This is a genomic window from Actinomyces sp. HMT 175 (assembly GCF_016694895.1).
Taxonomy (GTDB): Bacteria; Actinomycetota; Actinomycetes; order Actinomycetales; family Actinomycetaceae; genus Actinomyces; species Actinomyces oris.
In genome coordinates this window covers 2,015,642-2,039,502 of the sequence record NZ_CP068012.1, presented here as the reverse complement: position 1 = coordinate 2,039,502, position 23,861 = coordinate 2,015,642, and the positions used below count along the sequence as shown (strand labels likewise).

The following is a 23,861-nucleotide window of genomic DNA, read 5'->3' as shown; positions in this document are numbered from 1 at the left end:
CGTCCGCTCCGCTGATCGCCGACCGGCTGCGCGTTCCTGGGCACATGGTCCCGGGCGGCTCAACGGCAGTGGCGCCATTGCGCGGCTTCACGGTGAAACAGTTGCAGCAAAACGTCAGGAGACACGGTGCGGCGGGTGCACAACCCTCAGCCGCTAGGGCACACTTGGACACTGCTAGTCCTGCTAGCGCCCGCATCCCGATCCGACCCATCCATCCCCAGGGGTGATGGCGGAGCGCAACCCTGCTCCACGCCCGCTCCATGGCGCTCCATCGCACATCTGCTCACGCAAGGCTGAACCACGCACATGAACGAGTTCAACGACGACCTGTTACCTGCTTCCGAGAGCCTCAAGCAACTGGCTGAGGCGCACGGTGTCTCCACCGAGTACTGGGACTATCACGGCAACCTTGCCTCACCCTCAAGCGCTACTCTCAGGGCCGTGCTGGCCGCATTAGGGGTGAGCATCAACTCCGAGGAGGAGATCGGGCGCGCTCTGCGAGAGGTCGAGGACGCCCCCTGGCGGCAGGCGCTTGCCCCCACGGTCGTCACGCGCGGCGGTGTGGAGTCGACCGTCCCCGTCTACGTGCCCGACGGCGCCAAGGTGCGGGTGCGCGTCGAGCTCGAGAACGGGGACATCCGTGAGCTGACTCAGACTGAGGACTGGACCGTGCCCCGTGAGGTGGACGGCGTCAAGCGCGGCCGTGCCTCCTTCATCCTCGGAGCCGATCTGCCCCTGGGATGGCACCGGATCATCGCCGAGGTCAGCCCCGGCTCCACGGACCAGGCCGCCCCGCAGGGGGCTCATGCCGCGCCGCCCGCCGACGGCGAGGCGGAGACCATCACCGTGACCTCGGCGCTGGCGGTCACCCCCAACCATCTCGATCTGCCCGAGTCTCTCGGAGACCGGGGCTGGGGGGTCATGACCCAGCTGTACTCGACCCGCTCGCGCGGGTCGTGGGGGACCGGTGACACCGACGATCTCACTGAGCTCGCCGCCTTCTTGGGGGACCAGGGAGCCGACTTCCTGCTCATCAACCCGCTGCACGCGGCTGAGCCGGTGGCGCCGATGACCCACTCGCCCTACCTGCCGGTGACACGTCGCTTCGTCAACCCCCTCTACATCCGGCCGGAGAACATCCCTGAGGTGGCCCGTCTGTCCGGCCCCAAGCGCTCGCTGGTGCAGTGGGCCTTCGAAGAGGTCAAGGACAGTGACCTCAGCGCCGAGCCGATCGACCGCGACGCGGTGTGGAAGGCCAAGCGCGAGGCCCTCGAGGTCATCTTCGCCGCCGGTCGCTCCTACTCCCGCCAGCGAGACTTCGAGCGCTTCCGGGCCGAGCAGGGCGAGGGGCTGGAGCGTTTCGCCCTGTGGAGCGCGCTGGTGGAGAAGCACGGGTCCTTGGAGAACTGGCCCGCCACGCTGCGGGAGGCGGACTCCGCTTACGTCGCCAACGAGGCGCACCAGCTGGCCGAGCGCATCGACTTCTTCGCCTGGCTGCAGTGGATCGTCGACGAGCAGCTGGCTCGCGCGCAGGCCGAGGCCCTGGCCTCGGGGATGGCCCTGGGCATCATGGACGACCTCGCCGTCGGAGTGCACTCCCAGGGGGCGGACGTGTGGTCCAACCCGGAGGCCTTCGCCTCCGGAGTCACCGTGGGGGCTCCGCCGGACATGTACAACCAGCAGGGCCAGAACTGGTCCCAGCCGCCGTGGAACCCCGAGTACCTGGCGCGCAGCGCCTACGCCCCTCTGCGTGACATGGTGCGCACGGTCCTGCGTCACGCCGGCGCACTGCGCGTGGACCACATCATCGGCCTGTTCCGCCTGTGGTGGATCCCCGAGGGCATGGGGGCGGACCATGGCGCCTACGTGCGCTACGACCACGAGGCCATGCTCGGCGTCGTCCTGCTGGAGGCTCACCGGGCCGGCGCTGTGGTCATCGGTGAGGACCTGGGGACCGTGGAGCCCTGGGCGCGCGACTACCTGGCCAGCCGCGGTGTGCTGGGAACCAGTGTCCTGTGGTTCGAGAAGCAGCACGACGGCTGGCCCCTCCAGCCCCAGGACTACCGCCGGCTCGCCCTGTCCACGGTCAACACCCACGATCTTCCCCCGACTGCCGGCTACCTGGCTGACGAGCACGTCGATCTGCGTGAGCGCCTCGGCCTGCTCACCGAGCCGGTCGAGCAGGTGCGTACCGAGGCGCGCATCGAGCGCGACCGGATGACCTCCCGGTTGCGCGAGCACGGCCTGTTGGGGGATGCCCCCACCGAGCGTCAGGTCGTTGAGGCCCTGCACCGCTACGTGGTGCGCACCCCCTCGGTGTTGGTCGGCGTCGCCCTGGTCGACGGCGTGGGGGAGCGGCGCGCTCAGAACCAGCCCGGCACCGACCAGGAGTACCCCAACTGGCGGATTCCTCTGGCCGACGGCGCGGGAGAGGTCGTCCTGGTCGACGACCTGCCCGAGAACGCGCGCCTGGGCAGCCTGCTGAGCGTCGTGCGCGACGAGATGGCTTCTCGGGACTGATGCCACTACAGGCTCCGCGCCCACTGGGCTGCAGACGGGCCTGAGGCGGGCGACGTGCTGAGACGCAGTGGCCCCGGCCGTCACGATGACGGCCGGGGCCACACATTAAGCGGTCGAGGTCCGATGGGACCGGGAGCGCGTTCGGGTCTACGCCCAGGTCATGAGCGTGTCGCCGGCTGCCGTTATGCGGCCTGATGATACGGGCTCCAGATCAGTCTCGTCACCCTCCAGGGCGATGACGGGGACGATCGGGTTGAGTCCGCCGGCCTGGATCTGAGTCGGCGACCAGCTGATGACGGGGCTGCCCGCATCGATGGTGTCTCCCTCACTGGCCAGGAGGGTGAAGCCCTTGCCCCCCAGACTCACGGTGTCCAGCCCCAGATGGACCAGGACGCTGTGGCCGTCGTCGTTGGTGATGACGTAGGCGTGGGGATGGATCTTCGTGATGGTTCCGCTGATCGGTGCCAGGGCGCTGACCTCGCCCCCGTCAGCGGTGTCCGGGGTGATGGCCACACCAGGGCCGACGATCTTGCCGGAGAAGACGGGGTCGGGAACGTCACTGAGAGCGACGACGACGCCGGATACCGGCGACTGGACGGTCAGGCTCACCGCAGGTCCTCGATGTCCTCCGCGATGGTGTCCGCGTTGGGGCCGACCACGACCTGCACGATGTCGCCGAGTTTGACGACACCGTGTGCTCCCGCGGTCTTCAGGGCCGGCTCGTCCACGAGGGAACCGTCCTCCAGCTCGCAGCGCAGCCGCGTGATGCAGGGTTCGATCTCCACGATGTTGTCGAATCCTCCGAGGGCGTCGACGATGCTCTGTGCCTGAGACATGGGTTCCTCCTGGGTCTGCCCGGGTGCTTGCCGGGCTCAGTGGGTGATGGTGCCGAGATGAGGCGTCAGGGCATGGGCAGGTGCAGTCAGGTGCGGCACCTTCGCCGGTACCGGACTAATGGTCCATACCAGTACTCCATGGTACAGGCCGCCCGGAGGTTGTCCAGTACCGACCTGGGTCAGCCCCCTCAAGACGACGAGCGGTCCGGGCGGAAGGCGGGTTTGGGGGCGGCCACCGGGACCCACAGGGTGTAGCGGTCGGCGCGGAACAAGGTGCGCGAGTAGTCGATGGCGCAGTGCTCGTGGAAGGTGCGCCGGGTGATGTCCAGGGTCGGGGCGCCCTCCTGGACGGAGAGCAGCGCTGCCTCCTGGGCCGTGGCCGCGTGGGCCTCGATCATGTCCTCACCCCACTGCGGCGCCAGGTCGGCGCGGGTCAGCTCGGCGTAGACCGAGAAGTTCGGGCTGGTGCGCAGCAGGTTGGGCAGAAGCGCAGCGGGAATCCAGTTCTCCTCGATCGCCATGGGGATGGCGTTGGCGGTCAGCAGGCGACGCAGGTGGTGGACCTCGGCCCCGACCTCGAGCTCGAGCGCCTCCGCCACGGTCTCATCGGAGGCGACGGTCTCGGCCTGTAGCATGACGACGCCGGGCTCCATCCCGCGCCGCTGCATCTCCTGGGTGAAGGAGGTCAGTCGGACCTGTAGGTCGAGCTTCGGGGGTGCCACGAAGGTTCCCTTGCCCTGGTGGCGCTCCAGGACGCCGTCGACGACGAGGGTGTCGATGGCTTGGCGCACGGTCATGCGGGAGACCTCGAAGTGCTCGCACAGCTCGCGCTCGGAGGGCACTGGGCTGCCGTTGGCGAGCCCGTTCCTGACCAGGTCCAGCAGGTGATTGCGCACGATGACGTACTTTGCCGGCTTCTTGCCTGCGTTCTTGGGCATGGGACTCCCCTGGTTGACAGTGGGTGGACGCAGCCAGGGCGTGGGGGATGGCTACGACCGCTGCTTCCGCTGTGTCGCATCGACTTTCATATCATTATGGCTGACGAGTGTGCCCCGCGCTTGACATTGAAGGTTCTATCGGTTTTTCTGGTGTCACTGGTCCAGACGTGTTCGGTGTCGATCCGTCCCGACTACCACCGTCACGGTGGATATCTCTGACGCGGCAGTGCTGCCGCGCGATCCTGAACTGGAGAACACTCATGTCAGTCAAGAAGAAGACGGGCGGTGCCTTCGCCCTCGCCCAGCGTCTGGGGAGATCCCTGATGCTGCCCATCGCCACGCTCCCGGCAGCGGGTCTGCTGCTGCGTCTGGGGCAGGCGGACATGCTGGGGGCCGAGGGGCTCGCCGCGAAGGCGTCCTGGCTGCAGCCCGTCGCAGACATCTTCAGTGCGGCCGGTGGGGCGGTCTTCGATAACCTGCCCCTCATCTTCGCCGTTGGCGTCGCCGTGGGATTCGCCAAGAAGGCCGATGGCTCCACCGGGGTGGCCGCGCTGTTCGGCTTCCTCGTCTACCGCGCCGTCACCTGGACCATGTCCCCCATCATCATGGGCAAGCCCGCGCCCCTGAGCAAGGAGGCCCTCGACTGCCTCCACACCTTCGATCCCGCCACGGGGAAGATCGCACAGGTCGGCCCCTGGAACCAGGGAGTCAAGCTCTGTGACATCCCCACTCAGACGCCCATCAACTACGGGGTGCTGGGCGGCATCGTCATCGGCGTCGCCGCCGCCCTGCTCTGGCAGCGCTACTACCGCGTCAAGCTGCCCGACTGGCTGGCCTTCTTCGGTGGACGCCGCTTCGTTCCCATCGTCACCTCCGGCGCTGCGCTTGTCATCGCCCTGGTGATGTCGGCTCTCTACCCGGCCTTCAACTGGCTCATCAACGAACAGCTCGGCGGCTGGCTCATCAACGCCGGGAACTCCAAGGGCATCGCCGGAGCCCTGGCGGTCTTCGTCTTCGGTACCGTCAACCGCCTGCTCATCCCCTTCGGCCTGCACCACCTGCTCAACTCCGTGCCCTGGTTCCAGCTCGGCTCCTGCCAGACGGCCTCCGGGGATACGGCGCACGGTGACATCACCTGCTTCTTCCAGGGTGTGGACGGCTCGAACTCCTGGACCGGGGGCTTCACGACCGGCTTCTTCCCGATCATGATGTTCGCGCTGCCCGCCGCCGCACTGGCCATCTGGCACACCGCCAAACCAGCCAAGCGCAAGGCGACCGGCGCCCTCATGGTCTCGGTGGCCCTGACCGCCTTCATCACCGGCATCACCGAGCCCCTCGAGTACGCCTTCGCCTACGTGGCCTTCCCGATCTACGCCGTCCACGCGGTGCTGACAGGTTCCTCCTTGGCCATCGCCAACCTCCTGGGCGCGAAGGACGGCTTCGCCTTCTCCGCCGGAGCGATCGACTACCTGCTCAACTTCGGCAAGTCCGCCGAGCTCTCCGGTGGTGTGGTCCGCGGACCGCTCATGATCGTCATCATGGGGCTGGTCTACGCCGTCATCTACTACTTCCTCTTCAGGTTCCTCATCGTCAAGTTCGACTTCAAGACCCCTGGGCGTGAGGACGACGATGTCGACGCCTTCGCCGCCGCGCAGGCCGCCGCCGCCACGTCCACGGGCAAGAAGGCCGCGGAGTCGTCTGGGCGTTGAGAGATTCGGGTGTCGGGATGTCGGGGCCGGCACCTCACGAGTTGGGGCCGAGCGCATCATGCGCTCGGCCCCAACTCATGGTGTCGTCGGGTCCCGGTCCGGGTTGCGCCCCGGACCGGGACCCGAGGCGGCTACTGGACGCTCCGGGCCTCAGCGGCCTGCGCTCTGGCCACGCGCAGCGTGTCGTCGAGGTTCTCGCGCACGATCCGTCGCAGTGCGGCCGGGGCCTGGGCGTGGGACTCCAACCATCCCGTCAGGGCGGCGGCCGGGTCGTCAGCGCCCGCAAGGCCCACCGTGGCACAGGACCACAAGCCGGTCAGCAGGTTCTCAGCCATGTGGAAGGTGCGCGAGGACCACACGGAGTCGATGGCCTCCACATACGCCCCCACGAAGGGAGCCAGCAGCTCGGGGTGGCGCTCGACATTGGTCAGGCCCCGCAGGACGCGCACCTGGGTCTCATTGGGCATGGAGGCGTCGTCGACGAGGGCCCGCCAGGTGGCCTGCTTCGCCTCCGGGGTCGGAATCGACGCCCGGGCCTCCGCGGCGCGCTCGCGTCCCGTGGTCGTGCGGTCCCGGGCCTCCTCGGTGCGGATCTGCTCCTCCCCGCTGCGGCCGGCTGCCACCAGGCCGATCAGCAGGTCCCAGCGCAGGTCCTGGTCGACGTCGAGACCGCCCAGAGCCTGGCTCCCCTCCACAAGCCCGGCGACGACGTCGAGCTGCTCATCGGTGACGGCGTGAGCGGCCAGGGCCCGGACCAGCTGGAGCTGCTTGTCGCTGCCGGGCTGGGCCGCCCGCGCCAGCCCCAGCAGCCGGTCGGCGGTGCCCGGGGCGAGGTCGCGGCGTACGGCCGGGGGCAGGAAACCGGACAGGCAGGTGGTGATACGTCCCAGCAGTCCCTGGATGACCGAGGAATGCTCCTCCACGCACAGCGCCCGCAGGGCGGCGTCGAGGAAACGGGAGGCGGCGAGCTCGCCGTCGCGCGCCATGTCCCAGGCCGAGGCCAGGACGATCGAGCGCGGCAGGGAGTCGGTGAAGGCCTCGATGTGCTCGAGGCCGAAGGACAGTGAGTCCTCATCGAGGCGGACCTTGGCGTAGGTGAGGTCGTCGTCATTGAGGACGAGGACATCCGCCCGCTTGGCGCCGACCAGCTCGGGAACCTCGGTCAGCTCGCCGTCGACATCGAGCTCGATGCGGTTGGTGCGCTCCAGGCGCGCCTCGGCTCCCTGGCCGGTCAGGTTGTAGCAGCCGATCGCCACCCGGTGTGGGCGCAGCGAGGCCGGTGAGTCGGCGGGGATCTCCTGGCGGACGGCCGCCTGGGTGATGAGGCCGTCGGCGTCAGTGGCCAGTTGCGTGCGCAGGGTCGTCACACCGGCCTCCTGGAGCCACAAGCGGGTCCAGGTACTCAGGTCGCGTCCAGAGACCGCCTCCAGCTCACGGAGCAGGTCGCTCAGCTCGGCGTTGGCGTAGGCGTGCGCCTCCAGGTAGCGCTGGATGCCGGCGAAGAAGTTCTCCCGGCCCACGTATCCCACGAGCGCGGCCAGGACCGAGGCCCCCTTGGCGTAGGTGATGCCGTCGAAGTTGACCTCGACGTCATGCAGGTCGTGGATCTCCGCGGCCACGGGGTGGGTGGAGGACAGCTGGTCCTGGTTGTAGGCCCACCCCTTCTCCAGGGTCTGGAAGGTCGTCCAGGCCTGGTTCCAACGGGTGATCTCGGCGGTGGCCAGGGTGGAGGTGTACTCGGCGAAGGACTCGTTGAGCCACAGGTCGTTCCACCAGGTCATGGTGACCATGTCCCCGAACCACATGTGAGCCAGCTCGTGCAGGATCGTCACGGCTCGCCGCTCCACACGGGCCTCGACGGGCCTGGAGCGGAAGATGTAGTCGTCGCGGTGGGTGACGCAACCGGCGTTCTCCATCGCCCCGGCGTTGAACTCGGGAACGAAGATCTGGTCGTACTTGGTGAAGGCGTAGGGGGTGGCGAACAGATCCTCGTAGTAGGCGAAGCCCCGTTTGGTCAGGTCCAGGATCTCCTCTGAGTCCATGTGCTCGACCAGGCTCTTTCGGCAGTAGACCCCCAGGGGCACGACGCGTCCGTCTCCGGCGACGTACTCGTCGGTCGCACCGACATAGGGCCCGGCGACGATGGCCGTGACGTAGGAGCTCATGGGCTCGGTGGGGGCGAAGGCGAAGGTGTGGGCATCCCCTGAACCATCGGCGGCCTCGGTGGGAGTCGGGTCAGGAGTGGGGGAGTTGGACAGCACCGTCCAGTTCGCCGGCGCGGTGACCGTGAAGGTGAAGGAGGCCTTGAGATCGGGCTGCTCGAAGACGGCGAATACCCGCCGGGAGTCGGGGACCTCGAACTGGCTGTAGAGATAGGTCTCGCCGTCGGCCGGGTCGGTGAAGCGGTGCAGCCCCTCTCCGGTGTGCATGTAGGCGCAGTCGGCGACGACGACCAGCTCATTGTCTGCGGCCAGATCCTTCAGCGCGATACGTGAGTCCGCATAGACCTCGGCGGGGTCAAGAGGGGCGCCGTTGAGCGTGATGGAGCGGACTGTCGGTGCGACGAGGTCGATGAAGGTGGAGGAACCCGGGGTGGCCGTGAACCGCGCCGTGGTGGTGGAGCCGAAGACCGTCTCGCCGCGCGTGAGATCGAGGACGACGTCATAGCTCTGGGTCCGTACGGTTGCGCTGCGCTCGGCGGCCTCAAGACGAGTCAGGTTCTGACCGGGCATAAGAACTCCTGTCTGCGAGGGATGCGCGGCCCATGGGGGCGCGCTGGGCGATTGTCTCACCTTCTGATCGACACCGGCAGTGCCTGAGGTACGGCACGACGCTGCCGGGGGACGACACGTGGCGTGTCGTCCCCCGGCAGCGACGCTGTTCCCATGGACGTGGGAACGTCAGCGGATCAGGTCAGATGCGGCTCAGGCCTTGTTGCGGCGACGCAGCACCAGGGCGGCGCCTCCTGCCACGACCAGGAACGCGGCGATTCCGCCGAAGAGCAGGCCGTTGGCACCGGTACGGGCCAGGGAGCTGCCGCTGTCCTTGGTGGTCTCACCGCCGGCCCGGTTCTCCGAGGAGGAGTCCTTGGCGTTCGAGCTCAGGTTGTTGCCCTTGTCGGCCCCGGCCTTGTTCTCGCCGGCCTTGTTCTCGTCGGCCTTGGCCTGCTTGTCTCCACCGGCGTTGGCATTGCTGTTGCTTCCGCCGTTGTTGCCGCCACCGTTGTTCTCGGTGGTCTTCTTCTCGCTGGCCTTCTGCTCGGTGGTCTTGTCACCGCCGGCCTGCTTGTTGCCGCCACCGTTGTTCTCAGAAGCCGAGCGCTCAGTGGTGTTCTGCTCACTGGTCTTCTGCTCAGTGCTCTGACGCTCGGAGGTCGAGCGCTCGGTGGTGTTCTGCTCCGAGTTCTGACGCTCGGAGGTGGAACGCTCCGTGGTCTTCTGCTCGGAGGTCTTGTCGCCACCGCCGTTGTTCTCGGTGGTCTTCTGCTCGGAGGTCTTGTCGCCACCGCCGTTGTTCTCGGTGGTCTTCTGCTCGGAGGTCTTGTCGCCACCGCCGTTGTTCTCGGTGGTCTTCTGCTCCGTGGTCTTGTCGCCACCGCCGTTGTTCTCGGTGGTCTTCTGCTCCGTGGTCTTGTCACCGCCACCGTTGTTCTCGGTGGTCTTCTGCTCGGAGGTCTTGTCGCCACCGCCGTTGTTCTCGGTGGTCTTCTGCTCCGTGGTCTTGTCACCGCCACCGTTGTTCTCGGTGGCCCTCTGCTCGGAGGTCTCGGTCTCGGTGGTGGAGCGCTCGGAGCTCGCGATGGTGAAGGTGTGCTGGGAGACCGTGGTGACGGTCTGGCTGGTGGCCGTCTCGCTGTGGTGAGAGCCGGTCAGCACCAAGACGTACTCCCCGTCGGGGGCGTCAGTGGGAGCGGGCAGGTTGCCCGTGAGGTTGCCGTTGGCGTCAACCGTCAGCTCACCAAGGGTGTAGCTGACGCTGGAGTCGCTCTTGCTCCTGAGGAGGACCGTGACCTTCTCGCTGGCATAGAAGCCCTGGGCGTGGAAGGTGAAGGTCTGGGACTGGCTCTCCGTGCGGGCGGAGACCTCGTAGGAGCCGGAGATACGCGTGTCGTCGAAGTAGATCTGTGTCTGCTGCTGCTTGGTGACCTGGGTCATCTCAGTCTTGTCGCCGTAGGTCATGCAGCCGGCGCCAATGGTCCACCCGTCAGTGGTGGTGGCGGTGGTTGTGCCGATGGACTTGATGAGCGCCGCCAGGTCGAGGTCGGAGGTCCAGCTGCCGTCCGCAGCCGCCTCGGTCTTGACGACGTCGGAAACGGAGCCGTCAGGTGCGTACAGCGCGATGCCGACGGTGGCCTGCTTCCCGGTGCAGCCGGTTCCCGAGATGGTGAAGGACGTGTTGGTGCTGGAGGAGGCGAAGGTCTTCTCCTGAGTGATCTTGAAGCTGCTGCCAGCGGCGGTCTTGCCGGGGGCCGGAGTGGCCTCGCTGGTCTTGCTGGGAGCTGGGCTGGGCTGAGCAGGTTTGCCGGGGGGCGTGGTGGCCTCGGCGGTGCTGCTGGGGGTGCTCGAGCTGTTGCTGTTGGAGCTGTTGGCGAGAACGGGGGAGGCAATGAGCGAGGCTCCGGTCATTGCGGCCACCGCGCTGGCTGCGGCCAAGGGGCGTCCAAGACGCATGTGTCCTCCTAGGTCTGACGGGGGAACGATGGTTGCCGGCGATCCGATTCTTCGTCGACTCGTTATCTACCGTAACGATGAATAGGGCGAGGGCGTGGGTCTCTGAGGTGATACCAGCCACATGTGGGAGTGTCCTCGCTCACGTGAAAATATGGGGTGGTCGTGTGAGAAGGGCGACGAAAGGCTGATATGGCGGGAAACCCTCGGGGTCTCTCCGATGAGTGACTAGGCGCCCGCTGGCCGACAGGTTTTGGGCGTGTACCCGTAGCCGGCCAGTAGATCGCGCGACTCCTGGTTGGGGGAGACGATGATCGACTCATCCCGAGGTCCCGTCGGAAGGTCGATGACCGTCGTGGTTCCGGCCCGTCCGGCTTTGGAGGCGCTACGTCCCAGTGAGACCAGGTCTGCGAGCCCGGTACCTGAGTCCAGGGTGATGTTCCCGGCCACGGTGTGCGCCAGCTGATGGAGCGAGATGGGGTTACTGGCCCTCTGCCCGATGGCGGACAGTACGGCCTGCATGACGGTGGCCGTGGACTGGCTGCGGCGTTGGGCGCCGTCGGCCTGGCTCATGGCCACCCAGCTGCCGTCGCGCAGGATCTCCGGGTGCCGTGAGCGGACAAGGGCCAGGGCGTCGATCCCACTGAGACGGTGGTGGCCTGCGGAGGTGAGGTTCAGACCGGTGTAGGCGTCTCGAACCGGCTCGGGGATGTCCACCTCAACGCCTCCCAGGGAGTCGATGATGGTGGCGAACTGAGCCATGTCGATGGTCACCAGATGCGTGGTGGGGATTCCCAGGCCGGTGCACAGGGCGTTGATCGTGTTCTGCGGTCCCGGGACGTAGGTGGTGGCCAGGCGGTCCAGCTCCATGCCCTTGCTGTTGATGGTCAGGTCCCGGGGCAGGTTGATGACGGTGAGTCCGTCCTGGGATGGGCGTACCAGGGCGATGACGTCGGCGCGGGAGCCTTCCACCTCCTGAGTGGTTCCGTAGCGGCTCTGGTCTCCCGGCACGGTGGCGCGCGAGTCGGTTCCCAGGATCAACCAGGTCTCGCCGGCCGTTGGTGAGGAGGTGGAGGGCATGGCGATATCGACACGTGCGGGGCGATGAACCAGGACAGCCACATCCGCCCCCAGCGCCAGGGCGGTCGTCATGACCGCAGCGCTCAGGCCGACGACGATCTTGCGTCGCCTCGACCAGCACCTGATGCCTGTGCCACCCCGGCCCTGGCGGCGTCGCTGCGGCAGGGGGGAGGAGGTAGCGGTGGGGTCGCCGGTGGCGTCCGAGGCCTCCGAGGGGGCTGCGCTGTGCTCGTCGTGGGAGGTGGATTCCATGGTCTCAGTGTCCGCTTCGGGGCAGTGCTGCGCCGTCAGGCGGGGACGCGCGTGCCGTGTGGCGGTGACGGGACGAAACGAGACCGCCGGGGAGACAGCACGTGCAGTGCTGTCTCCCCGGCGGGAAGGTGTTCCCAGTCAGACTGGGAGGAGGCGATCAGGCCTTACGACGACGCACAACGAGGGCGCCGCCACCGATGGCCACGAGGGCCGCGGCAATGCCGCCGAAGAGCAGGCCGTTGGCACCGGTCTGGGCCAGGGGCTTGCCCGAGGTGGGGGAGGAGGCCGCCGGGGTGGCGTCGGTGCTGGCCGGGACGTTCACGCTGCCGTTGGAGGCGGGAGCGGTCGGGTTGGCGGTGGCGCCACCGTTGTCGGTGATGCCGTTGCCGTCGTTCTCGACGAGGTCGAGGCGGTGGTCCTTGACGACGACGGTCTTGGTGCTGCTGCCGCCCTCGCCGTAACGGTCGCCCTCGATGGTCAGCGTGTACTCGCCGTCATCCACGTTCGAGGGGGCCGGAAGCTCGCCCGTGACGTTGCCGTTGTCGTCAGCCGTCAGCGTGCCGACGGGGTAGGTCTTGGAGGAGTCGGTCTTGCTGACCAGGGTGAGGGTGACCTTCTCCTTGGGGGAGAAGCCCTTGACGTCCACCGTGATCTTCTGAGCGCCGTTCTCGTCGGTGGTGATCTTGTAGGTGCCGTCCACGTCGGTGTCGTCGAAGGCGATGCCCTGCTGGTCCTGGCCCTTCTCCTCGCCGTAGGAGACACAGCCGGCCACGAGGGACCAGCCGTCGTCCGAGCCGTCCGTCTTGGCCTCAGCGCCAGTGGACTTGACCAGCTCGGGGATGTTCAGCGTGGTGGACCAGTTGCCCTCGGCGTCGGGGGTGGTCTTCACGATGGTGGACATCTCGCCCTTCGAGGTGTGGAGGGCGATGCCGACAGCCGCGTCCTTGCCGGTGCAGCCGGTGCCCGACACCGAGAAGGCGGTGTCCGAGGGGTTGACGATGACCTGCTGGTCCTCGGCGAACTTGAAGGCGAGGGAGTCGCCGGCCAGGGCGGGGGAGGCGGCAAGGGAGGCGCCGATGGCGGCGGCCATCACGCTCGCGGCGGCCAGGGGGCGTCCGAGACGCATGAGTACTCCTAGATATAGGGGGATAGGTGGCAACCGGTGAGTCGGGGTGTCACCGCGTTGTCCCCACCCTAGCGTTCCTCAGGGCGAGGTTCTACGGTTTTTTGTGAATGAGGTATCGACCTCAGTCGGGAGTAGTTGTGGATTCTTCTAAGTGGGGCAACGAGTTTCGGACCCTGGGGCTTGAATCCGAGCGACCGGGCCGTTTACCAAATAGAGACCCGCTCGTTTGGTGACAACCACAAGGCGTCGTCGGAATCCACCGCGAAGGCCTTGTAGAAGGCATCCACATTGCGCACGATTCCGTTACAACGGAACTCCGCCGGCGAGTGCGGGTCGACGGTCAGAAGGAGCTCGGCGTAGTCCGGACGGTTCTTGGAGCGCCAGATCCGTGCCCAGGAGTAGAAGAAGCGCTGCAGGCCGGTGAGCCCGTCGATGACAGGAGCCTCATCCACTGAGGGGATGCCGGCGTCGGCCAGAGCCAGGGAGTAGGCCTTGAGGGCGATGCCCAGGCCACCCAGGTCACCAATGTTCTCCCCGATGGTCAAAGCGCCGTTGACGTGCGGGATCTCCTCCTGCGCCGTGCCCGCCTCCTGGTGCTTGGCGACGACGACCTCCGGCGTGTAGGCGTCGTACTGGCTGATGAGCGCGCTCGTGCGCTCGGTGAAGGCCTCCCGGTCCTCCTGGGTCCACCAGTCGCTGACCTTTCCGGTGCCGTCGAAGGTCGAGCCCTGGTCATCGAAGCCGTGGCCGATCTCGTGACCGATGACAGCACCGATCCCCGCGTAGTTCACAGCGTCGTCGGCCTGTGGGTCGAAGAAGGGAGGCTGAAGGATCGCCGCGGGGAAGACGATCTCATTCATGGTGGGGTTGTAGTAGGCGTTGACCGTCTGAGGGGTCATGTGCCACTCGTCGCGGTCCACCGGCTTGGTCAGCTTGTTCAGCGAGTAGGCCATGTCGGCCCGCTCCACGCTGCGCACCGAGGCCAGGACGTCCCCGGGGACGACCTCGACGGCGGAGTAGTCGCGCCAGCGCACCGGGTAGCCGATCTTCGGGGTGAACAGCGCCAGCTTCTCCAGGGCCCGCTCCCGCGTGGCTGGACTCATCCACTCCAGCGAGGAGATGGACTGGTGGTAGGCCTCGATGAGCCTGCCCACCAGGGCCTCCATCGCCGACTTGTGCGACGGCGGGAAGTGGCGCTCCACGTAGATCTCGCCCAGTGCCTCACCCAGGCAGGATTCCACCAGGCCGACGCCGCGCTTCCAGCGGGGCCGCAGCTCGTCGGTCCCCTGGAGCGTGCGGCCGTAGAAGTCGAAGCTCTCCTCCACGAAGGCCCCCGACAGCAGGCTGGCCCGTCCGTGAACGACGTGCCAGGCCACCCAGGCCTTGAGATCCTCCAGGTCGGTCTCCTGCCAGACGCCTGCCGCGTGGGGGAGGTAGTCGGGCTGGGTGACGATGGCCTCCTCGAGGAAGGCGGTCTGCTCGATGCCGGCGCTCCGGGCGGCCGCACGGATCCCCTCGCGCCACTCGTTCCAGGGCAGGTCTGGGGCCGAGTCCACGATCTGCTGCCAGGACATCGGGTTGTTCATCTTCTCCACGTCACGGCAGGTGACGCGGTCCCAGTGGCCCTTGGCCAGGGCGGTCTCCACGGCCATGACCCGTTCGGCGAGGTCCTCACCCGAGGCGCCGAAGGAGTCCGTCAGGCCCGCCAGCGCCATCATCCTGGCCACGTGCTCCACGTAGGCCTGGCGCAGCGGGCCCTGAGCCTCCTCGCGGTAGTAGGACTCGTCCGGCAGTCCCAGTCCCGACTGCCCCACCCAGCTCGTGTAGCGCTCCGGGTCATTGATGTCCACCTCGACATCCGCGCCGACCACGCCCATGAAGCCGACGGGAGTCATCTCTCCCAGCGCTCGCGCCAGTTCCTCCTTGGAGGAGGCGCCCAGTACCGGTGCCAGCTCCTCAGCCAGCGGCTCGGCCCCGAGCTCCTCCAGATGGGCCTCGTCCATGAAGGCCTGGTAGAGGGCTCCGACCCGGCCCCGGTTGGTGGACAGGACCTCCGCGGCCCCCTCGGGCGCCACGGAGGAGAACTGCTCGGCGAGCTCCTCGACGATCTGGCGGCAGGCGGCCTCGGACTCGTCGCGCAAGGTGGTGAAGGCGCCGCTGCTGGGACGGTCCGCCGGGATCTCGGCGGTCGTGAGCCACTGGCCGTTGACGAAACGGAACAGGTCGTCCTGGGGGCGCACCGAGGTGTCGGTGTGCGCCGTCTCCAGCACGCCGGCGAGGATGGCGTCGGCGGCGGGGGAGCTGCTCGCCGGCTGGGAGTGCTGGGCCGGTGAGTCCGATGCAGGGCCGGTGGGAGTCGGTGAGGTCGCGCAGGCGTCAGTCATAGCGGACACGCTAACCCGCTCCGCTGCTCTCAGGCGCCCCGACGGCGCCCATTGCCTCATGGTGCGAAGCGCTGTTCGCGTGAGGCACAATTCTGCCCATGCGCATCCATATCGCCTCCGACCACGCCGGTTATGAGCTCAAGAGCGCCGTGAGCGCGCACTTGAGGGAGCAGGGGCACACCGTCATCGACCATGGAGCCCACTCCTACGACCCTGATGACGACTACCCCGCCTTCTGCCTGGCCTGCGGGGAGGCCGTCGTGGCCGACGCCGGGAGCCTGGGCATTGTTCTCGGGGGCAGCGGCAACGGGGAGCAGATCGCCGCCAACAAGGTGGACGGGGTGCGTGCCGCCCTGGCCTGGTCGATCGAGACCGCCAGGCTCGCCCGCCAGCACAACAACGCCAACGTCGTCGCGCTGGGCGGTCGCATGCACGATCTGGGGGTGGGCCTGGCGATCATCGATGCTTTTCTCGCCGAGCCCTTCAGCGGCGATGAGCGCCACGTGCGTCGCATCGCCCAGCTCACCGACTACGAGAGCCGCGTTCATGACGCCCCCGCTCCAGCGGCTGATCCCACCGGGGCCTGAGCATGCCGGAGGGGCACACCATCCACCGGCTCGCCGCCGCCCTTGACGAGCTCTACGGCGGTCAGAGCCTGCGCGTGCGCTCGCCGCAGGGGCGCTTCGCCGACGGGGCGAGCCGTCTTGACGGTCAGGTCCTCCTGGGCAGCCAGGCCCACGGCAAGCACCTCTTCCTGCCTTTCGGCCCCCGCGCCGACATGTCTCTCGACGACGCCTCCGTCACCTGGCTGCGGATCCACCTGGGCCTCTACGGGGCATGGACCTTCGACGGCGACCGTGAGTTCACAGCGCCCCACGCCATCGGGGCGCCGCGTCGCCGCGTCGGTGAGCGTGGCGAGCACGCCCTCAAAGGTGGGGGAGGGTCGGCCCTGACCGGGTTGAACGGCGGGAGCCTCGAAGCCGAGGGGCAGGGCACAGCCACACACGGGCCCGCCCCCGAGGACTGGGAGCCTCCCGAGCCGCGTGGCGCGGTGCGGCTGCGGCTGCTCGGCGAGCACGGGGTGGCCGACCTGACCGGACCGGCGGCCTGCGAGCTGCTGGACGCCGAGGGCGTGGCCGCTGTCCGCCGTCGCCTCGGCCCGGACCCGCTGCGCGCTGACGGCGACGTGGAGGCCTTCGTGGCCAAGGCGCGCTCGCGGCGCAAGAGCATCGGGGAGCTGCTCATGGACCAGTCCGTCGTCTCCGGAGCCGGCAACATCTACCGGGCCGAGACGCTCTTCCGGGTCGGGGTCTCGCCGTTCCGAGCGGGCAACCGCATCAGCCAGGAGCGGCTGCGGGCCATCTGGGAGGACCTGCGTCCTCTCATGGAGTACGGGGTGGCCACCGGCTTCATCACCACCGTCGACCTCGACGACGTCCCCGACCCCCTGCCACCTGACGACCCCGAGGCCGGCCGGTGGTACGTGTACCACCGCACCGGCCGTCCATGCCTGCGCTGCGGGACCCCGGTGGCGGAGCGGGAGGTCGCCTCCCGCCGGCTCTTCTGGTGTCCGACCTGTCAGGCCCACTGAAACCGGCTGGAGACCCTCCCGGTCCCACTAAGGTGGAGGCATGTCGAACGCCTCGCCCGCCCTGCACTCCTCGAGCTGGTCCTCCTCGACCGCCGGCCTGCTGACCCGCGACCACCACCTGACCGTTCCCCTGGACCGCAGCGGGCAGGGGGACTCAGCCCCCGACGGGACGGAGTCCATCACCGTCTACGCCCGTGAGATCTCAGCCGTGGGCATCGACCCGGTCTCCCGGCCGCCACTGGTCTTCCTTCAGGGCGGGCCGGGCTGCGAGGCACCCCGTCCCAGTGCCGACTCCGGGCTCGGCTGGATCGGTGCGATCCTCGAGCACCACCGACTCATCCTCGTCGACCAGCGCGGCACCGGAGCCTCCAGCCCGGTGGACCGGCCCGATGCCGCCGGCACCCCAGCAGACACCGCCCGGCTGCTCACTCACCTGCGCGCCGATGAGATCGTCAAGGACTGCGAGGACCTGCGCCGCGCTCTGGGCCTGGAGCGCTGGAGCCTGCTGGGCCAGTCCTTCGGAGGGTTCTGCGTCACCCGGTACCTCTCCGAGCACGCCCAGAGCCTGGAGAAGGTCTACATCACCGGCGGCCTGCCCGCCGTCGGGCACAGCATTGACGAGGTCTACGCCCTCAGCTACGAGGCGATGCGCCTTAAGAGCGAGGAGTACTACACCCGCTTCCCCCAGGACCGCGACCGCATGGCGTCCCTGGTTGAGAAGGCCGGTCGGGGTGAGCTGAGGACGGCGGGAGGGGATCTCGTAGGACCCGAGCGCCTGCGCTCGCTCGGCGCCCTGCTGGGCGGGGCCGGGGGAGCGGACACGATCCACTACCTCCTGGAGCGCGACCCCGACGCCTGGGCCTTCCGCTACGACCTGGGGCAGTGCCTGCCCTTCGGCGGCAGGTTCCCGCTCTACGCCGTCATCCACGAGTCCTGCTGGGCCGACGCAGGCACCACCGACTGGGCCGCGCAGCGTGTGCGCCCCGCGGTCTTCGACGACGATCCCACCCTGCTGACAGGCGAGCACGTGCGCCGTGAGGCCTTCGTCGAGGACGCCGGTCTGCGCCCCTGGCTGGAGGTGGCCGACCTCCTGGCCGCGCACGAGTGGCCGGCGCTCTACGACCCGGCCCGTCTCAAGGCCACGACGACCCCCGGGGCGGCCGCCGTCTACGCTCGCGACGTGTTCGTGCCGATGACCACCTCCCTGGAGACGGCCGCGCTCATCCCCGGCCTGCGCACCTGGATCACCAGCGAGTACGAGCATGACGGCTCACGCGCCTCCGGCGGTCGGGTCTTCAAGCGCCTGCGAGACCTGGCCGCCGGGGTGATTGCCCGCTGACAGGCGTGCCCCGGTACGCCCACCGGGCGCACCAGGGCACAACCGGGTGCTTGAGGAGCACGCGAGGGACGGGCGTGAGGCGGCCCCCGGGTGCCCGCTGGGATGCTGTGAGGCGGCTCAGATGTAGATGGTCGGGTCCATCATGAGCTCGGGGTCGGTGCGGGGGTCGCGGGCCCGGCTGGGCACGCCCACGGCAACATGACCCTGCGGGAGGTTCTTCACCAGGACCGCGTTGGCGCCCACCTTGGCCCCGTCCTCGACGGTGACCGGCCCCAGGACCTTGGCGCCGGCGCCGATCTGCACGTTGTTACCGATGGTGGGGTGGCGCTTGCCCGGACTCATCGACACCCCGCCCAGAGTCACTCCGTGGAACAGCAGGACGTCGTTGCCGACCTCCGCGGTCTCACCGATGACCACGCCCATGCCATGGTCAATGAAGAAGCGCTCACCGATCGTCGCGGCCGGGTGGATCTCGATACCGGTGAAGTTGCGGGCCGCTTGAGACAGGGCGCGCGCCGCGAATCGGTACCCCTTGTGCCACAGCTTGTGAGCCGCCCGGTGCGCCCACAGGGCGTGGACACCCGGGTAGAGGAGGGCCACCTCCACGCTGGAGCGGGCGGCGGGGTCGCGCTTGCGGGCCGTGGCCAGATCCTCACGGGCCAGGTCCAGGAGGGACCGCTGGGAGTTGTGCATGGTGTGCTCCTGTGATGGGTGACGGTGCGGCTCAGGTCGGCTGGTGAGCCTTCACCTCGCCCGCTGCGCCGATGACAACACCGACGGCGGCTCACCTGTTCCCAGGTTCGCCGCCGTCGGGGGAGTCAGTCGAGGAAGTCCTTGAACAAGGGCGTGGACAGGTAACGCTCACCGGTGTCAGGCAGGACGGTGACGATGGTCTTGCCCTCGAACTCAGGGCGCCTGGCCAGCTCGCTGGCGGCGGCCAGAGCGGCGCCCGAGGAGATCCCCACCAGGAGACCCTCCTCCGCAGCGGCCCGGCGAGCGTAGGTGATGGCGACGTCGGACTCGATGTGGAGCAGCTCGTCCCAGATGCCCTGGTCAAGGATCTCGGGAACCACGTTGGGGCCCAGGCCCTGGATCTTGTGGGGGGCGGCCTGGCCCTCGCTCAGCAGCGGGGACTCAGAGGGCTCGACGCCGTAGATCTTCACCCCGGGCTTCTCCTGGCGCAGAACCTGGCCCACTCCGGTCAGTGTGCCCCCGGTGCCGATACCGGCCACGAAGACGTCGATGTCGCCCCCGGTCTGCTCCAGGATCTCCCGAGCCGTGGTCTCGCGGTGGATCTTGGGGTTGGCCGGGTTGGCGAACTGGGAGGCGAGGATCGAGTTGGGGGTCGCGGCCTGGATCTCCTCAGCCCGCTTGACCGCTCCGGCCACGCCGCCCTCGGTGGTCAGCACCAGCTCCGCACCGAAGGCGCGCATGATGGCCCGGCGCTCCTTGGACATGGTCTCGGGCATGGTGATGATGACCTTGTACCCCAGGGCCGCTCCCACCATGGCCAGGCCGACGCCGGTGTTCCCGGAGGTCGCCTCCACGATGGTGCCACCGGGCTTGAGGTCACCGGAGGCCTCCGCGGCGCGCACGATGGACAGGGCGATGCGGTCCTTGACCGAGGCGGCCGGCTCGAAGGCCTCCACCTTGGCCAGGACGGTGGCGGGGGCGCCGTCGGTGACGCGGTTGATGCGGACCAGGGGAGTGTTGCCGACCAGAGCGGTTGCGTCGGGTGCGTACGTCATAGTGATGTCCTTCGAGTGTGGGTTGGGTGAGCCCTGTGGTGACGGCGACCGGCGGTGCCGCGTGATGAGGCGACGTCGGGCCCGCGAGGACTCGTAAGAGAAAAGAAGTGGGACGGTCCGCGTCCGTCAGGGGGCCACGTCATGAGTCATGAGGAGTGGCTCGAACAGCAGGGGTGACCGCCTGCTCCGGGAGCGCCGGGCATGCGCGCAGCGGTACGCGCACAGATGTCGTGGCCTGGCGCTCTACCGACACCGGCAGCAGCAGCACGCGGGCGCAACGGGCATGGAGGGCGAGGACATGGTGCGCATGACGGTCTTAACCATCATGGGTCCTCCTTAGTTCCTCAGGGCGACTGGCTGCGCCTACCCGGGCGTTGACTGCTCATCCGGGGCGTAGTGCCCCGGCTGTTGGTTGAACCCTACCCCGCATCCGACGGTGATCGCCACATCCGTCCGGCATCTGCTCGCATCGTGGTCGCGAGCACGATGCGAGCCCGCGGGTGTCGGGTGAGCGTATCCGGGGGAGCGGGGGAGCTCGGCCCTGGGCTTCAGACCGGGGGCACAGGGACCTCCACCAGTCGGCTGCCGGCTGGTTCCGCCGCCCCCTCGCCGCGGGTCAGGGCCGCCAGCGGGGCATGCAGGAGCTCAGGATCGGCACAGGACGTGGCCAGCACGAGGACCGCGTGGGTCGGTCCCCAGATCGTCTCCTCGACGTGAATGGCCGGGGCCGGGGCGGTCGTCCCGGCCTCCGCCGTCGGTCCCGACGCCGTGGCGGGGTTGCGGGAGCGCAGCTCCGCCTCGATCCTGCCGGCCTGGGCCACCGGAACCCGCAGGTCCCACAGATGAAGCCGGGTCAGGGTGACCCGTGCAGCCGCCTGCAGCGCCTGAGCGGTCGCCTCGGAGTAGGCGCGCACCAGTCCGCCGGTCCCTAGGAGCGTTCCGCCGAAGTAACGGGTGACGACGACGGTCGTGTTGGCCAGTCCCGTTCCCCTCAGGACGTCGAGCATGGGCTGTCCGGCCGTGCCGGAGGGCTCGCCGTCGTCGTTGGAGCGCTCGGTGGGTGGGGCAGGAGCGGCCAGGGCGTGTCCGTCGGAGAGATCGGTGAGCGTCAGCGCCGAGCAGTGGTGGCGCGCGTCGGGGTAGGTGGAGCGCACGTCCGCAATGAAGCCCCGGGCCTCGTCCATGGAGTCCGTGCGGCAGGCGCGTGCCAGGAAGTGGGACTTCTTGATCTCCAGGTCGATCTCGGGCGGCTCGCCGCGGGCCAGGGTGATGAGCCCGGGGGGTGACTGCTCCCGAGACGGCTGGTGCGATGGTGTGCGAGGGGCGTGCGGGGCCATGGCAGGATCCTCGCACGGGGCGGGCGCGGGACCGATGTCACACGCCTTGAGGTGCTCCTGGACTGGAAGCGGTCCCGGCGATGTCGTTATGGTGTCCCTCGGTCCAGTTTCGAGGGGTCGTCCGATCCCCAAGGTTCATGAGAGAGGAGCGGGCCCATGGCAGTGCCGAAGCGGAAGATGTCCCGCAGCAACACCCGCAACCGCCGCTCACAGTGGAAGGCCAAGCTCACCGAGCTCAACACCATCCGCGTCCAGGGCCGCGAGATCTCCGTCCCTCGCCGTCTGGCGCGGGCCTACAAGGAGGGCCTCATCGAGCAGTGAGGCTGCTGGTGGAGGGGTGAAACCCTTCATCCATGCGGGTGTAGCTCAATGGTAGAGCCTCTGCCTTCCAAGCAGATTGCGCGGGTTCGATTCCCGTCACCCGCTCTGTGAGCCGAAAGGGGCCGCTCCTCGGCGGTCCCTTTCGTCACGTCACGGGCTGTGGCGCAGTTTGGTAGCGCACCTGCTTTGGGAGCAGGGGGCCGCGGGTTCAAATCCCGCCAGCCCGACTCCTCGTCCCGTGGTCGGACGGCCTGTGCGCAGACCGCATTCAGGTGCGCGTCGAGGCGGATGCATGGCCCGTGAATATGCCGATGCGCCCCGCGGCCAGGACGACCGTGCCCGGTGTCACCTCCTGTGTCCAGACTCATGCGCCAGGTGCGGACGCAGCGTCGATCCCACTGTCCGTTTGCCCTAAGATGGCACGGATTGACGCCACAGACGCGCGTCCGCCGAGCGCCTCCGAGCACGTCGGTGTTACCGCAGAACTCAGACCTTGGGAGCAACCCCCGTGAAGACCACTGTCGAGAATCTTGACCCCAGTCGCATCAAGCTGACCGTTGAGGTCCCCTATGAGGAGCTCAAGCCCAGCCTGGATGCCGCCTACAAGGAGATCGGCTCCCAGATCCAGGTCCCCGGCTTCCGTCGCGGTCACGTCCCCAACCGGGTCATCGACCAGCGCGTCGGCCGTGGGACCGTCATCCAGGAGGCCGTCAACAACAAGCTTTCCGACTTCTACCGGGACGCCATCACCGAGGCCGAGCGGGTCCCCATGCTCCAGCCCGAGGTCGATGTCGTCGAGCTGCCCAACGCCACCGGCGAGAACGGCGGCCAGCTGGCCTTCACCGCCGAGGTCACTGTTCGCCCCGTCATCGAGCTGCCGGACCTGAGCAAAGCCAAGCTGACCGTGGACGCCGTCGAGGTCACCGATGAGGACGTCGACACCGAGCTGGACAACCTGCGTGCCCGCTTCGGCTCCCTGAAGTCCGTGGGCCGCAAGGCCAAGACCGGTGACTTCGTCACCATTGACCTCAAGGCCGTCATCGACGGCGAGGAGGTCGACTCCATCTCGGGCGTCTCCTACGAGATCGGCAAAGGCAACATGCTCAAGGGCCTGGACACCGCCCTGCGCGGCCTGAAGACCGACGAGTCCGCCACCTTCACCACCGAGCTGGCCGGCGGGGAGCACGCCGGTGAGCAGGCCGAGGTCACGGTGACCGCCACTGCCGTCAAGCAGCGTGAGCTGCCCAAGGTCGATGACGAGTTCGCCCAGCTCGCCTCCGAGTTCGACACCGTCGAGGAGCTGCGCGAGGACCTCGTCAAGCAGGTCACCGAGCGCAAGACCGGCGAGCAGGCGGTCGCCGCCCGTGACGCCCTCCTCGAGCACCTGCGCAGCGAGGTCGCCTTCGACGTCCCCGAGGCCGTTGTCGAGGCCGAGGTCGCCCAGCACCTGCGGGCCGAGGGCAAGGACGGCGACGAGGAGCACGCCAAGGAGATCCGCGAGGATATCGTCAACGGTGTGCGCGACCAGATCATCCTCGATGTCCTGGCTGAGGACCTCAAGGTTGGTGTGGCGCAGGACGAGCTGCTGGAGTTCCTCTTCCAGACCGCCCAGCAGTACGGCATGGAGCCTGCCCAGTTCCTCCAGGGTGCTCAGCAGGCCGGGCAGATTCCCGCCTTCGTCTCCGAGGTCGCTCGCAACAAGTCTCTGGCCATGGCGCTGCGCCAGGCAGCGGTGGTTGACTCTAAGGGCGAGACCGTGGACCTGTCCGCCTTCATCGGCTCCGACGAGGACGACGCCGCCGCGGCAGCTCAGGCCGCAGCCGTTGCCGCTGAGGGCGAGGACGCCGAGTGAGCCCACGGCGTTCAAGGCGCGTATGAGCTGAGGCGCGTTCCCCGCTCATGTGGGACGCCTCTCAAGCTGAACAGACGGGCCCACCTTCTTCTGGAAGGTGGGCCCGTTGCCGTGTGGGGGAGTGTTGTCGGGATGACCTCTCTCGCGTTGACCGGGATGCG

18 protein-coding genes and 2 tRNA genes are annotated in these 23,861 nt (G+C 68.3%); 9 read left to right on the top strand and 11 right to left on the bottom strand.

Features of this window, described 5'->3' with window-relative positions; translation table 11 throughout:
* Window positions 1–306 precede the first annotated feature (306 nt).
* Complete coding sequence (gene malQ / locus JJJ14_RS08650) at window positions 307–2,520, top strand: 4-alpha-glucanotransferase (RefSeq protein ID WP_201443878.1); 2,214 nt, start codon at window positions 307–309, stop codon at window positions 2,518–2,520.
* 147 nt (window positions 2,521–2,667) lie between these two features.
* Here the strand turns inward: malQ and JJJ14_RS08645 are convergent, their stop codons facing one another.
* From JJJ14_RS08645 to JJJ14_RS08635, 3 genes are all read right to left on the bottom strand, one after another.
* Complete coding sequence (locus JJJ14_RS08645; protein ID WP_201443877.1) at window positions 2,668–3,129, bottom strand: PTS sugar transporter subunit IIA; 462 nt, start codon at window positions 3,127–3,129, stop codon at window positions 2,668–2,670.
* A complete protein-coding gene (locus JJJ14_RS08640; RefSeq protein WP_003786637.1) occupies window positions 3,126–3,356 on the bottom strand; it encodes a glucose PTS transporter subunit EIIB in 231 nt (76 codons plus the stop codon). Before JJJ14_RS08640 ends, JJJ14_RS08645 begins: the two co-directional genes overlap by 4 nt.
* Before the next feature lie 188 nt (window positions 3,357–3,544).
* Complete coding sequence (locus JJJ14_RS08635) at window positions 3,545–4,294, bottom strand: GntR family transcriptional regulator (protein ID WP_101559687.1); 750 nt, start codon at window positions 4,292–4,294, stop codon at window positions 3,545–3,547.
* 260 nt (window positions 4,295–4,554) lie between these two features.
* Here JJJ14_RS08635 and JJJ14_RS08630 point away from each other — a divergent pair, with 260 nt between their 5' ends.
* On the top strand, window positions 4,555–6,003 hold the full coding sequence (locus JJJ14_RS08630; RefSeq protein ID WP_201443876.1) for a PTS transporter subunit EIIC: 1,449 nt from the start codon (window positions 4,555–4,557) through the stop codon (window positions 6,001–6,003).
* Window positions 6,004–6,134: 131 nt separating this feature from the next.
* Here the strand turns inward: JJJ14_RS08630 and pepN are convergent, their stop codons facing one another.
* From pepN to JJJ14_RS08605, 5 genes are all read right to left on the bottom strand, one after another.
* Window positions 6,135–8,735: an aminopeptidase N gene (gene pepN, locus JJJ14_RS08625; RefSeq protein WP_201443875.1), complete on the bottom strand. Its 2,601-nt coding sequence runs from the start codon at window positions 8,733–8,735 to the stop codon at window positions 6,135–6,137.
* A gap of 192 nt (window positions 8,736–8,927) precedes the next feature.
* Entirely contained in the window at window positions 8,928–10,673 is a 1,746-nt protein-coding gene (locus JJJ14_RS08620; protein ID WP_201443874.1) for a peptidase, read from the bottom strand.
* 225 nt (window positions 10,674–10,898) lie between these two features.
* On the bottom strand, window positions 10,899–12,002 hold the full coding sequence (locus tag JJJ14_RS08615) for an LCP family protein (RefSeq protein WP_201443873.1): 1,104 nt from the start codon (window positions 12,000–12,002) through the stop codon (window positions 10,899–10,901).
* Between the two features lie 157 nt (window positions 12,003–12,159).
* Window positions 12,160–13,128, bottom strand: coding sequence for an LPXTG cell wall anchor domain-containing protein (locus JJJ14_RS08610; protein WP_201443872.1), 969 nt, complete (start codon window positions 13,126–13,128; stop codon window positions 12,160–12,162).
* Window positions 13,129–13,331: 203 nt separating this feature from the next.
* Window positions 13,332–15,512: a M13 family metallopeptidase gene (locus tag JJJ14_RS08605; protein WP_201443871.1), complete on the bottom strand. Its 2,181-nt coding sequence runs from the start codon at window positions 15,510–15,512 to the stop codon at window positions 13,332–13,334.
* Window positions 15,513–15,610: 98 nt separating this feature from the next.
* Between JJJ14_RS08605 and JJJ14_RS08600 the strand changes: the two genes are divergently transcribed.
* From JJJ14_RS08600 to JJJ14_RS08590, 3 genes are read left to right on the top strand one after another with little or no spacing between them, the layout of a single operon-like run.
* Entirely contained in the window at window positions 15,611–16,099 is a 489-nt protein-coding gene (locus JJJ14_RS08600) for a ribose-5-phosphate isomerase (RefSeq protein ID WP_201443870.1), read from the top strand.
* Between the two features lie 2 nt (window positions 16,100–16,101).
* Window positions 16,102–17,103, top strand: a complete 1,002-nt coding sequence (locus JJJ14_RS08595; protein ID WP_201443869.1) for an Fpg/Nei family DNA glycosylase — start codon at window positions 16,102–16,104, stop codon at window positions 17,101–17,103.
* Window positions 17,104–17,143: 40 nt separating this feature from the next.
* A complete protein-coding gene (locus tag JJJ14_RS08590) occupies window positions 17,144–18,442 on the top strand; it encodes an alpha/beta fold hydrolase (RefSeq protein WP_201443868.1) in 1,299 nt (432 codons plus the stop codon).
* Window positions 18,443–18,559: 117 nt separating this feature from the next.
* Here the strand turns inward: JJJ14_RS08590 and epsC are convergent, their stop codons facing one another.
* The 3 genes from epsC to JJJ14_RS08575 all read right to left on the bottom strand — a co-directional run bounded on the left by epsC (window position 18,560) and on the right by JJJ14_RS08575 (window position 21,527).
* On the bottom strand, window positions 18,560–19,135 hold the full coding sequence (gene epsC / locus JJJ14_RS08585; RefSeq protein WP_060957615.1) for a serine O-acetyltransferase EpsC: 576 nt from the start codon (window positions 19,133–19,135) through the stop codon (window positions 18,560–18,562).
* 125 nt (window positions 19,136–19,260) lie between these two features.
* Entirely contained in the window at window positions 19,261–20,190 is a 930-nt protein-coding gene (gene cysK, locus JJJ14_RS08580; protein WP_101559676.1) for a cysteine synthase A, read from the bottom strand.
* A 548-nt stretch (window positions 20,191–20,738) separates the two neighbouring features.
* The gene (locus JJJ14_RS08575; protein ID WP_201443867.1) at window positions 20,739–21,527 is read right to left on the bottom strand and encodes an IMPACT family protein; all 789 of its coding nucleotides are present in this window, start codon (window positions 21,525–21,527) and stop codon (window positions 20,739–20,741) included.
* Window positions 21,528–21,683: 156 nt separating this feature from the next.
* Between JJJ14_RS08575 and rpmF the strand changes: the two genes are divergently transcribed.
* The 4 genes from rpmF (at window position 21,684) to tig (ending at window position 23,700) form a co-directional block, all read left to right on the top strand.
* Entirely contained in the window at window positions 21,684–21,848 is a 165-nt protein-coding gene (rpmF, locus tag JJJ14_RS08570; RefSeq protein ID WP_003784449.1) for a 50S ribosomal protein L32, read from the top strand.
* Window positions 21,849–21,882: 34 nt separating this feature from the next.
* Window positions 21,883–21,953 (top strand) — tRNA-Gly (locus tag JJJ14_RS08565).
* Window positions 21,954–22,001: 48 nt separating this feature from the next.
* Window positions 22,002–22,075: transfer RNA gene (locus JJJ14_RS08560), tRNA-Pro, on the top strand.
* A 281-nt stretch (window positions 22,076–22,356) separates the two neighbouring features.
* Window positions 22,357–23,700: a trigger factor gene (gene tig, locus JJJ14_RS08555; protein ID WP_010613512.1), complete on the top strand. Its 1,344-nt coding sequence runs from the start codon at window positions 22,357–22,359 to the stop codon at window positions 23,698–23,700.
* The last annotated feature ends 161 nt before the right edge of the window (window positions 23,701–23,861 follow it).